The organism is Flavobacteriales bacterium, from assembly GCA_016124845.1.
In the GTDB taxonomy this organism is placed as follows: Bacteria; Bacteroidota; Bacteroidia; order UBA10329; family UBA10329; genus UBA10329.
In genome coordinates this window covers 17,674-30,312 of record WGMW01000002.1, presented here as the reverse complement: position 1 = coordinate 30,312, position 12,639 = coordinate 17,674, and the positions used below count along the sequence as shown (strand labels likewise).

The window sequence follows — 12,639 nt, the reverse complement described above, 5'->3', positions numbered from 1 at the left end:
CTACGAGGTTTATCCAGAGATGAGAGAGATCTATGGCGGTAAAGGCCAATCGAAAACCGATGTGGAGATGCGAAGAGCAAGACTTGTTGCTGAAACTCCTTATGGAATTATCGATACGAACGAGGACGGTAATATTTCGGTTGGAGAAGTTTACGAAGCGATCGATAGTTTCTTTGAAGGAGATCTGGATGTGTCTGCCCAGTACATTGCCGACCTGATAGACTACTTTTTCGAGCAATAGCAAAAAATAATACCTTAGTCACCCTAACATAGATTAAAAACGAACAGCATGATCATGAGATCAACCCTATTGACAGCAGTTGTGGCAGTTATGTTTTCCGGAAGTCTGATGGCGCAGGTTACTGTTTCCACAACGCTTCCTGCAACCGTTCCGCCAGGAGGTAGTTTTACGATGGAACTGGACGTGGCCAAAGGAGACGTCTCTGGTTTTGCCAAGTTGCAACAACAGCTTCCTCCCGGATTTACTGCGGAAGAAGGAGAATCTGCCAATGCCACATTCTCGTTCAAAGATCAAAAAGTGAAATTTCTGTGGATGGCACTCCCGAACGGTGATTTCAAACTGTCTTACAAGGTGAATGTGGACGCATCGCTTTCGGGCAATCAGATCATTGACGGAACGTTTGCCTACATCAAAGACAATGAAACTGAGAAGTTCATCATTCCAAAGGACATCATTACGGTCTCTGCAAATAACGCTGCTGCAGCCCAAGATGCTGCCATGCAGCAGATCTTAGCAGATCAGCAAGCCAAAGAAGCAGCTGCGGAGGCCGCCCGTGAAGAGGCCGCTCAAGAAGCTGAGGCTGTGCCGGATGTGACCGAAGTGGCTGAGACCACCGAGGAGGTTGCTGAAGAAGTGGCCGAGGAAGTTGCTGACAATAGTGCTGCTGAGGCAGAGGCCGAGAAAGCACGCAAAGCGGAAGAAAAGCGTCAAGCCGATGAGGCTGAAAAAGCCAGAAAAGCAGAGGAAAAGCGCCAAGCAGATGAGGCCAAACGCGCCAAAGAAGCTGAAGCCGCTGCTGCCGAGCCTGCTCCAGTAAAGGAAGCAGCTCCTGACTACAATGACGCCATGATGGCATCGAAGCCTGGTCTTGTTTTCCGAGTTCAAGTAGCTGCCGGACCGAACAAAGTCGATCCCTCGTTCTTCCAGAGCAAGTATGGCATCAATGAGCCGATCGTCATTGAAGAACATGAAGGTCTGTTCAAATATGTTGTAGGTGAGTTCGGTTCTTACCGTCCGGCCAAAACATTCAGCAATGAACTGCGTGACAACAACGGTGTTGAAGGCCCATTCGTTACTGCTTACAACGATGGAACCCGTATCCACGTGAAAGAAGCGTTGGATATTGCCGGACAGTAATTGCTGCCCATGTTGATGAAACAGATAACCCGGGTTTGCGCTCGGGTTATTTTTTATATTCAACCTGCTGAACTGAAGCATGAGGTTTAGATCAATAGCAGTTGTGTTTCTATGCGGTCTGATGACCTTTAACCTTCAGGCTCAGAACAGCTCGGACACGCTATTACCGAAAGACAACCGACTTGTACCTCTTCCAACCGTGAGCCTGAACTTCGGCATCAACCACATGATGTCGGATGTAACGCTGTCGAAGCCTGGTCCCTCCCCTTTCATGCAGTTCGGATATCAGCTTACCGTTACGCAACGCGTGTTCAAGTTCCTGAACGTCTCGTTGGATCTTTACACCGGTTCTGTCTATGGGGAACAGATGGTGAACCAGACGAACCTGAACTTCCGAACCTCCCTGTTCAGCCAACGGCTTTCGTTCGAATACAATTTCTACCCTTTATTAAAACCAGATGCAGGCGGACGCCAGCTCATCAGACCTTATGTCGGCTTCGGTGTAGGCATGGTTTCCTTCCGTTCAAAGGGCGACCTGAAAGATGCCCATGGCGTTGCTTATCAGTACTGGTCTGATGGAACGATAAACGCGGAAGTTGAAGGCACCATCGCCCCATCTGAAGCAACCCGTTTGGAACGTGACTTCGTTTACGAGACCGATCTACGCGATGCAAACCTTGATGGTTTGGGAAAATACCCACAACTCGCTTTTACAATGCCTTTTAATGCAGGGGTCCGATTTCAGGTTTCGAAGAACGTGGGGTTGAACGCAGCCTTCTCCTATTGCATGAATTTCTCGGACATGCTTGACAACGTTTCTACAGCAGGCATCGGTGACAGAAAGGGTTCCAAAGGCAATGACAATCATCTTTACGGTTCCATCGGGCTTTCGTTTTTCTTAGGGAATGTGCGACCTACGGTGAAACCGAAAAAGGTTCCGAAGGCGGTGTTGGCTTCCGAATCGAAGGACAAAAAGAAAAAAGAGACGAAGGAACCGTTGGCGGAGAATACTTCGGATGTGAGCGGTCCGAAGCAAAAAGAGAACGAACCTTCCTCTTCCTCCAACGTGTCTGATGCGAATGCCACTGGCGAAACCGCGAAGAATGCATCGATGGAAAGTGCGCAAACGGATGTTCCATCAGAAGGCGACCCATCATCAACAATAAAGACTGAAAGTCAGCCTATTGCTACAGAACCTGGGGCAGAATCTGCCGAGCCTCCAATTGCAGAAGAAATTCCCGTTGAAGCAGCTAACGCGAACGATGCTTCTCAGGAAAAGGCACATGTTGACCTCTCCTCCATCGACCTGAGTGGCGCGCAACCAAAGGAAACCTCCACGTTCCATTGGGCTGACAGGGATGGAAGCGGACTCATATCGCCAGATGAGGTGCTTTACTTCATCGACCTGTTGTTTGAAGGAGAAGGAGAGCGGAGTGTTGAGGACATTCAGAACCTCATTGACTATTATTTTGACCAAGAATGATCTTTGGTTACTTTTAGCTCAGTTCGTACCAGCGCCAATCCATGACCAAAGCTTTACGGGTTTTCATCTTGGTAACCTTCTCTGCGTTAGGCTGCGTTGCACAAAGCAACGACCGCTATTATCTTGACAATCGTGGCCGCGATGCATTGCTTGCACCCCGTATCGGAATCGGAGCTGGGGTTTTCACCTACTTGGGTGATGTAAGAGACAACCATATCCAGAGCGTTCTTACCAGTTCGTACGGAGTACAGGTTTTGGGAAGCGCCAATCTTTCACGGTATTTCGACATTGACCTTTCGGCCATTTACGGCAACATTACCATCAATGAGCGCGGCACCTCGCGCAACCTGAACTTCAAATCGGAAATGTTCATTGGTACGGTCGGTGTCAGTTACAACTTCAATCATTTATATAAGAAGCCTGGAATTGTGCAGCCGTTCATCGGTTTCGGTGTCTCATTCGTAAACTTCGACAGTAAATCGGATCTTTTTGATGCCAAGGGCAATCGCTACTATTATTGGGATGATGGCTCCATTATGAGCATGGCGCAAAGCGACCCGAACAGCGAACAGGCCGTGCCTTTGGAACGTGATTACACCTACGAAACCGACCTGCGCAAAGCGAATCAGGACGGGTTGGGACGTTATCCGCAGTTCACGCTTTCGCTACCCGTTACGGCTGGCCTCGACTTTAAAATGGGCAGACGGATGAGTGCCAAACTCAGCACGAGCTTCTACTATACGTTCTCCGATCAGATCGATGATATTTCCAGCAAAGGTGAGGGCGTTCGCCACGGTAACTCACAAAAGGACATGTTCCTTTTCTCCTCGCTATCTGTCAGCTACAGTTTTGGTGTAAAACGCGATTACACGAAGAGTGCCAAGGACAAGTACTATGAGGAAGTTGACTTCTATGCCATGATGTTGGATGACTCGGACGGTGATGGCGTGAACGACTTTGATGACCAATGCGCCCAAACTCCCGAAGGTGTGAAGGTGGATGAATTCGGCTGTCCGCTTGACTCGGATGTGGATGTTATTGCCGATTACCGTGATGAGGAGGAGAACACGCCACAGGGAAATATTGTAAACACCAAAGGTGTTTCGCTTACGGATGAGATGATGCTGGAGGCCTATGCGGATTCTGTGGCAACGGAACGCGCACGTATGCACCAGATTTATCCGAGCGGCATCCTTGCCAAAAAAGCTGCGCTAACGGCTGAGGACTCGACAAAGCTTGCCATCATGATGCTTGACATACAGAATGAGGTGGAAAGCGAAGGTGAATTTGACAAACTGTTTGATGAGATCAGCAAAGATATTTTCAGTCAGGGACCTGAGCAGGCAGGTTCGGTTGAAGATGTCTACTCCAGCGTTGACCGCATTTACAAGGAGATGGTTGAGCAGAAAGTGATCGCGCCTACGCAGCCGTTGGTCATTACCAAAGAGGAAAGCCTGAATACGACCATTCCTCCCGAATTTTCGGATGCCGATTATAATGCAGATGGTCTTATAACGGCCGAGGAGGTGATGCGTGTGGTAGAAGAGGTGCTTGAAGGCACTTCTCCATTAAGCGTATCTCAGCTCTATAACCTTATCGATTTTTACCATGAATACATGGAAGATGCACGCGCCATCAACTTTGGCGGTACCATGGCCGTGTATATTGATGGTGCCCTCAACATCTTGAAGAACTATAAGAGCGATGGGCTGACCGATACCGAGCGTTACCTCGTGAATAAATTCAAGGCTGCGGACTATAACGGTGACGGAAAACTGACCGCAGATGAGGTGAACCGCATGATCGCCCAGTTCAAACAAGGCAAGTCTCCCTACACAGAAGAGCAGATCTACGAACTCATCGATCTCTTCTTCGAAGAATAACCATTAGGATGTTACCTTTGCACCCACCAAACCCGAAAACTATGAAGCGCACTTTACTGTTTGTACTGATAAGTGTACTGTCCTTTTCTGTTTTTGCCCAGGACAACTCTACGGCACCTGCCACCAAGGAAAAACCAAAAAAGGAGAAGGCCGCCAAAGAAAAAACGGCAACCAAGGAAAAGGAAACAAAAGAGAAAGCCAAGAAGGAAAAGCCCAAGGATGCGGCAAAGCCTGTAGCAGACCAACCCAAGAAAGAGGAGAAACAGGAAACGAAGATCGAGTCCAAAAGCAAGGTGAAAAAGCCAAAGCCTCCTTACCGCTTTATGGCCAATGTGCATGGCGGAATAGGCCTTATGAACTACTTCGGTGACATCCGCGATAAGCCTGGTACAACCGTTCACCGCATTGGTAGCCACCCTGGTTACAACTTTGGTATAGGAGCCAACGTGACGAACTATCTGGAGGTGAACATCAACGCCATGCTGGCGCGAATGACATGGAACCAGAACGTGAAATTGCACGCCACTCCGCTGAACTTTGATGCGAAAGTGTTCACCGTTGGTGCCAACTTGGTTTACAACTTCAAGAATGTGATCCTTGACCCGACCGGTATCACGCCCTTTGTATCTGTAGGTGTAAGCTATTCTGATTACAATGTTTATTCAGACCTTCAGGATGCGAACGGAAACGTGTATTACTACTGGGATGATAACCTCATCCGCAATGTAAGCCAAAGCAGCCCTGCCACGGATGATGTGCGCGTACTTCAGCGCGATTATGATTATGAGACCCGTCAATCGCAATATCCGATAACGGCCGTTACCATTCCTGTTGGAGCAGGATTTGACTTCAACGCCACGCGCAAGTTCGCTGTGCGATTGGGCGCCTTCTACTACTTCACCACAACCGATAAGATCGATAATGTAGTGGGCGGAAACAAAGGATTCTTCTCTAACGATGGGTTCCTTTACACTTCCATGTCGGTCATTTACCGCTTCGATCCTTTTAAGAAGAAAGCTCCTAAGATCGATGTGGTAGGTGATGAGTACGGAGACATTGCTTCTTTGGTAGATGAGGACAGCGATGGTGATGGCGTGACCGACCTTAACGACCGTTGCGAAGGAACCCCTAAAGGGCTGGTGGTTGACGAGCATGGTTGTCCTGCCGATGAGGACGGAGACGGTATTCCAGACTATCGAGACAAGGAACTGAAAACCACTCCGGGAAGAATTGTGGATGAGAACGGTGTGGCCATCAGTTACCAGGATATTTACAAGAACTATGGTTCTGATACTGCTTCCCTCTTAAGGAAGAATGTGGATGAGAAATGGTTGTTTTCTCAGAAAACAATTGACCCGAAATACACGGTTCACGTAGGTACCTACACCAATTACGACATTCCAACGCAAATAAAAATGCGTTTGGCCAAGATGGAAGGACTGGTGGAGCATAAGGTGAACGATTCCATCTCTGTGTTCACCCTTGGCGATTTCGACAACTTTGAAGCGGCCGAACAGAAGCAGAACGAGCTTATTGAAAGCGGGATTGACGAAGCATTCGGTGTAAACGAGGGTGCGATTCCTGATGTTGGTGTTGACCTTGGCGTTGTCGGATTCGATATTGTAAAAAAACAGCAGAATCAGCCTACAGCCTCATTGGACATTGAGAACAAAGATGTGCTGCAGTATGGCGTTGAGCTTCGCGAGTACCGTCTGCGAATTGAGTTGGACAAACTTTCCAAACTCATTGCCCAATATGGCGTTGAGATGAAAACAACAGAAGGTGGTCTGAAGATCTACACCATCGGTTCGTTTGATACGTATGCTGAAGCCCAAGCCCTTCAAAGAGAGGTGTCTGGGCTTGGGGTTAAGAACTCCGAGATCACCGCCAAGTTCAATAATGAGAACATCAGTATTGAAGATGCCCAGCAGAAAGAGGCTGAGATGCAAGGCGAAAAGAACAAATAAAAACCATCTGTTTGAAATGGAGAAAAGGGGCTTAAAGCCCCTTTTTCTTTTTCCTTGAACCTGACCTTCTCCCCTACCTATGGCTCCGTTGGGGGTGGTGTCGGTGGTGGCGTTATCGGGTTCTTTCGTATGGAGAGGGACTTCTTCCGAGCATCAAAGCCTTGGACCTGCTACATTTGACCGGACAGTGAGTTAGGTCATAGGCTGTGAGATTTCACAACTTTACATAGATGACGACAAGAAGAAAATTTGACAGGGAGTTCAAGCTTCATGCTGTTGAACTCAGTTACCAACGGGAGAACATCAAGCAACTTGCAGATGAGTTGAACATACGTGCAGAGACGCTCTACCGCTGGCGCAGCGAGTTCGCCACCTTGGAGGGCGGCAGTTTTCCGGGCAATGGCAGAAAGAAGATGACCGAGGAGGAAAGTGAACTTGAAAGGCTTCGCAGAGAGCTGGCCGATGTTCGCATGGAACGCGACATCTTAAAAAAGGCGGTAGGCATCTTCTCCAAGAACGATGGCAGATATTCCAATTCATGAAGGACAACATGAACAGATTCCCCATCGGGAAGATGTCGAAAGTGCTGAAGGTGAGCAGAAGTGGTTTCTATGGATGGTTGAACGGTGAACCCTGCCACAGATCGTTGCAGAACAGGGAACTTACATGTAGGATCCGCAGCATACATGAACGCAGCGGAAAGACCTATGGCAGAACTCAACACACAGGGCATCAGCGTGTCCAGACCCCGTGTGGCACGGCTGATGAAGGCCGCGGGCATCCTTAGTTGCATCGGCAAAAGGTACAGGGTCTGCACAACCGACAGCGGTCACGGATTCCATATCGCACCCAACCTGCTGGAGGGCAACTTCACTACAGATAGCGTTAGGAGTGGGTGTCGGACATCACTTACGTGAGAACAGCACAGGGCTGGTCGTACCTGACCACCATCATCGACCTTGCCGACCGCCTGGTCATCGGCTGTGTACTGAGCAGTACCATGAAGGCAAAGGACACCAGTGCGGCAGCATTGAAGATGGCGGTAAACAAAAGACCGCTCGCCAACGAGCTGATATTCCACTCAGACAGAGGCGTGCAGTACGCCTGCAAGGAATTCAATGAACTGCTCGCAGCATATCCAAAAATGAAACAGAGCATGAACAGAAAAGGCAACTGCTGGGACAATGCCGTGGCAGAGAGCTTCTTCAAGACCTTGAAATCAGAATGTACCGACCGTCAGAAGTTCAACTCAAGGAAAGAAGCTGAAATGGCTATCTTCCAATACATCGAGATCTGGTATAACACCAGTAGAAGGCATTCGACTTTGAATTACATGACTCCATTGCAATACTCATAATTGTTACAAACCAGAAAAAATGCTGCCTAACCTATCCTACTGTCCACTTTTTGCTGCAAGTACAGAAGCCAACTCCTACCGTACTGGCGCAACCATTTACACGAATATTCACCCAATTATCGTGGGCAATTCAATAATTATTGAATACGTCCAGTCCAAGAACCCTCGTTGACAATAGCATCAATAAGATGATGGCCTGCAAAATCTTGGAGGTGCTTCCTGCTTTCCAACTATGTTTTCACTTTTCTATTTAGCGCATCCAAGTATGCATTGGTAAATTTGATGTCATGCTGTTCAGTTCCCATAAACCCTTGCATTGAATTCTGATCGCTGATGTACTGAGAATTTATTCGAAGGCTGCACAATAAAATCATCACGGTGAAGTTTCGCGCGTTAAGATCAAAACCATACGCTTTTCATTTTGACCCACATCAACATCTGATTTTTTCGTGCCCCCAACCTTTGTGGGGTCAATTAGTGAATCAATGGTCAGCGGACTGGCCGATTAATAACTAAAACGAAAGACAATGAAAAAATGGAAAGTCGCAGTATTGTCACTGGCAATGGTCGGGGCAACTGCAAGCACAAGTATGGCACAGCTGTACGTAGGCGTAAAAGGTGGAGCCACCCTCAACTCATTTTCAGGAAAGGCCGCCACAGGTACAGACAAGAAGATGGCCTTCGGCTATGGCTTCGGGGCATTGGTCAACATCGGGTTCAATCGAACGTTCTCGTTGCAGCCCGAAGTGGATTTCATCCGAAAAGGTGGAAAAACGGTTTCTAAGAACACCAGCGATTACACGCAGGTGGCGGCCAACTACCTGGAGGTACCGATCCTTGCAAAGGCTCAGTTCGGAGGAGAGAAATTCAAGGGTTTTGTGGTGCTTGGTCCCTATGCGGGCTATTGGATAGGCGGAAAGACCAAAAGCAGCACGCTTGGAACGGAATCCAACGAAAGCATCAAATTCGATAATGACATTTCGGACGATGGCTACCGACAGAACCGCATCGACTTTGGCCTTGACGGGGGCGTTGGTATGCAGTATGCCTTTGGCAGAAGCATGCTCATTCTCGATGCCCGTTACGGCTTCGGACTATCGGACATGAACCGATACAAGACCGAGCCGGATGGCTACAAGAAGCAGTCGAACCGCTCAATGCAACTCTCGTTGGGCTATGCATTCAGATTAAGTAAAGAAGGTTAATGAAGGATTGACGTAAACCGCCAGTCCGATCATTGCATCATCAGCCCCATTGGGGCTTTTGGTGTGATAAAAAATCAAAAACCGTATCAGGATAATTTGATCGTGTCATAGAAATCAGCGAACACGGAGCCTAAGCCTACAGGATGAGCTCTTCCAAATATTCCTGACTATTTAATGTCTCATGCGGGGAATGGGAGAAAATCCCTCGCCTTTAGGCGAAGTCTTTAGATTGATTATTCTGTCGATGGATTTTCAATCTGTGCTTGATAAAAGTGTTTCATCTTATTATTGCATCGGATTGTCAAGTCGCCATTTGACGACAGATTCCCAAACCCACCGACCTGAGTCAGTGGTAGTTTAGTTCCCTATATCGCTTCCATGCACGGTTGGATGTACATACTTGAATGTGCAGATGGTTCTTTCTACACAGGAAGTACCAACTACCCACAACGAAGGATGATCGAGCATGAGAATAGGCAAGGATAAAACCACAAGCGTAGAAGGCTGCCCGTGGTGATGCTCGTACCCGTGTGGAAAGCAAATAAGACTACTTCGACCACAATCAATACAGGAATATTACACCACCTACTCGGAATTCCGTAAAGCGCGGGTGGGAAATTCCACCTTCCTTTGAGTGAACCTACTTAAAGAACTTTACTGATATGAGAACAAGCACACAAATCATTGCAGCGCTATTAGGAATCGCTATTGCCGTAACCTCCTGCAAGAAAGACGATACCACAGATACCAGCGACTATACAGGAACGGCCTCGGTAACGCAAGGCATGGCCAGTACGACCACCACCAACCTCTATCCTACCGGGTCTCGGGTTGCGGCATTGGGCACCGTCACAGCATCCGACAACACCAGTTGGACGGTGCCTGCGGAGGTGAACTATTCCGACAATTCGTTTCCTTTCGCACCAGACCTTTACAATCCCTACGGAACTCAATATTCTTCGGCCAGTGCGGCTTTGAGTGCATTTGACAACAACAATATCATTGAGGTGGATGCCGGTGGCGAGGTGATCACCGGCTACATCTTTGCCGATAACTATTTTGAACTCTACGTGAACGGAACTCCCATTGGGAAGGACGCCATCCCGTTCACGGAGTTCAATTCCCATATCGTCAAGTTCCGAGTGAGCGCGCCATACACCATTGCCATGTTGCTCGTGGACTGGGAAGAACATCTGGGCATTGGCTGCGAGAACAACCAAGGTTCGGAATACCATCCGGGCGATGGCGGCATGGTGGCTGTGTTCAAGGATGCGAACGGCACCATTGTGGCCACTACCGGAAATGAATGGAAGGCCCAGACCTTCTATTCCGCGCCAATCAAAGACCTGACCTGCCCCACCGAAAGCGGTACCACGCGATATACCTCCAATTGCAATACCGACAATTCGAATGACGGAAGCAGCTATTACGGTTTGCATTGGGCCAAGCCATCCAATTGGAGCAGCGAAAGCTTTGATGATTCGAGTTGGCCTTCCGCCACCACCTACACCAATAATGAGATCGGGGTGGACAACAAGCCTGCCTACACCAACTTCGAAGATGTGTTTGACGACAACGCAAATGACGCGGAGTTCATCTGGTCCACGAACGTGATACTGGACAATGAAGTGATCGTCCGCTATACCGTAAATTGATTCAAGCGTTCATCTATCAACTTAACAGACATTTTTTGGCCACAGAAACACAGATTTTCACAGATTCCACAGAGATTTTTTCTGCGGAAGCCTCCGTGCCTTCTGTGTCTCTGTGACTATTTCATGTTGCTATCACATACAGGCAAGTAAGCATCTAAACAAAATACCATGAAGCATCTCCTCACCGCCCTATTCCTGTTTGCCGCCACACAACTGACCATGGCCCATGAAGGTGGTCATCACCACCAAAATCTGCAGGCATGGACCATCGAAACCCAGAACACCACCGAAAAAGGTTCCTTTTTAATGCTGAAGGAAGGAAGAGTGTATCTGGAAACCGAAAACGGAGAAGTGGCCTCCTATGCCCTGTCTGATTTTTCGGAAGAGAACCAGACCATCATCAACAGGCGTTATGAGGCCATTCAGAAGATCAACTCCCAACAGACGCCCATGGAGGCCGAGATGGCTTCCCATCCGTTCATACAAAACCCGCTGGTCACCAAAGCACTTTGGGTGTTCGGCATCCTTTTCTTAACCGGGGCTGTTTTGCTCCTGTTGTTCAGGCGGGAACAGAAGAAGGTCTCCGTTTCATTGGCCGTGGCCTCCCTCCTGTTCATCACGCTTGCCGCGTGCAATAAGGACACGAACACCACCGATACACTCACCGATGTCCCTGCCAATGAAGTAAGCGCCTTGCAAGGCTACTTCAGTCACTTTTCCAATGTGTCGACCTCATCAGACAACACCTATTTCCGCGTGGCGTCCGATGGCATTCCCGACCATACCATGATGACGGGCATCACCGCTTGGATCGCGCAGGTGCCAATTCCGCAACCCTATACCGGAAATAATGCGTGGTCCATTCCGCTACAGCCTGTATTGACTGATGACGAAATGAGCATCACCTCCGATTTTCGAAGAGGCGCCATCGGTATAGCTGTTAATGGTATTCCGATCTTCAATCCGATCAATGCATCGGGTCTTGTCTCGCAGGAAATTGGCGAACTGGATGAATTCGGTGGACATTCTGGCCGCGCGGACGATTACCACTATCATACGGCTCCGTTGCATCTGTCATCCACCGTAGGTGCTGCCAACCCCATTGCTTATGCCTTTGACGGTTTTGCCGTGTATGGCGAATTGGAACCCGATGGTTCTGCCATGGAAGACCTGGACACGCACCATGGTCATGCGTGGAACGGCAACTACCATTACCACGGAACCAGCACCTACCCGTACATGGTGGCTTCCATGCGCGGAAAGGTAACGGTATCGGGCACAGCCCCCGAAACGCAGGTGGAACCTCAGGCGGCCACCACCCCGTTACGCACCACCTTGCACCCCATCAATGGAGACAATCTGCTCATTACCAGTTGCCAGCCCAACGGCAGCAATAATGGTTACCTGCTGCAATACACCATCGGAGGGCAGCCCGGCTCGGTGGAATACAGTTGGGATGCTTCGGATCTCTACACCTACATCTTCACGGATATTGATGGCTCGGTGACGACCGAACACTGGCAGCGGTGAGAAAAAGGGGCGAATCTTTCCCAATCGTACAGTTCACTGAACGAATCCGGTTTTGCGTGCTTGTTCAACCGTGAATCTCTATTGATCGAAGGTTTTGCATGCTTGCTTGGACGTCAATCTCTATTGATTGGCCGTCAACACCAATAGATCGACCGTCCGTCTCTTTGGATAGACGGTCTTT

The 12,639-nt window shown here is 48.8% G+C and carries 8 protein-coding genes and 1 pseudogene; all 9 read left to right on the top strand.

Annotation, left to right across the window (positions count from 1 at the left end; all coding sequences use genetic code 11):
• Positions 1–295 precede the first annotated feature (295 nt).
• The 9 genes and pseudogenes from GC178_00380 (at position 296) to GC178_00340 (ending at position 12,458) form a co-directional block, all read left to right on the top strand.
• On the top strand, positions 296–1,378 hold the full coding sequence (locus GC178_00380) for a hypothetical protein (protein MBI1286015.1): 1,083 nt from the start codon (positions 296–298) through the stop codon (positions 1,376–1,378).
• A gap of 79 nt (positions 1,379–1,457) precedes the next feature.
• Positions 1,458–2,861, top strand: coding sequence for a hypothetical protein (locus GC178_00375; protein MBI1286014.1), 1,404 nt, complete (start codon positions 1,458–1,460; stop codon positions 2,859–2,861).
• A 41-nt stretch (positions 2,862–2,902) separates the two neighbouring features.
• A complete protein-coding gene (locus GC178_00370; GenBank protein ID MBI1286013.1) occupies positions 2,903–4,744 on the top strand; it encodes a hypothetical protein in 1,842 nt (613 codons plus the stop codon).
• Between the two features lie 41 nt (positions 4,745–4,785).
• Positions 4,786–6,711, top strand: a complete 1,926-nt coding sequence (locus GC178_00365) for a hypothetical protein (GenBank protein ID MBI1286012.1) — start codon at positions 4,786–4,788, stop codon at positions 6,709–6,711.
• Between the two features lie 230 nt (positions 6,712–6,941).
• Positions 6,942–8,068 (top strand): annotated as a pseudogene (locus GC178_00360) (IS3 family transposase).
• A 527-nt stretch (positions 8,069–8,595) separates the two neighbouring features.
• Positions 8,596–9,273: an outer membrane beta-barrel protein gene (locus GC178_00355; protein MBI1286011.1), complete on the top strand. Its 678-nt coding sequence runs from the start codon at positions 8,596–8,598 to the stop codon at positions 9,271–9,273.
• Between the two features lie 390 nt (positions 9,274–9,663).
• Positions 9,664–9,759 (top strand): hypothetical protein, encoded by a 96-nt coding sequence (locus GC178_00350; protein ID MBI1286010.1) that lies wholly within the window; start codon positions 9,664–9,666, stop codon positions 9,757–9,759.
• A gap of 215 nt (positions 9,760–9,974) precedes the next feature.
• A complete protein-coding gene (locus tag GC178_00345; protein MBI1286009.1) occupies positions 9,975–10,928 on the top strand; it encodes a hypothetical protein in 954 nt (317 codons plus the stop codon).
• 168 nt (positions 10,929–11,096) lie between these two features.
• Positions 11,097–12,458 (top strand): YHYH protein, encoded by a 1,362-nt coding sequence (locus GC178_00340; GenBank protein ID MBI1286008.1) that lies wholly within the window; start codon positions 11,097–11,099, stop codon positions 12,456–12,458.
• Positions 12,459–12,639: the final 181 nt, after the last annotated feature.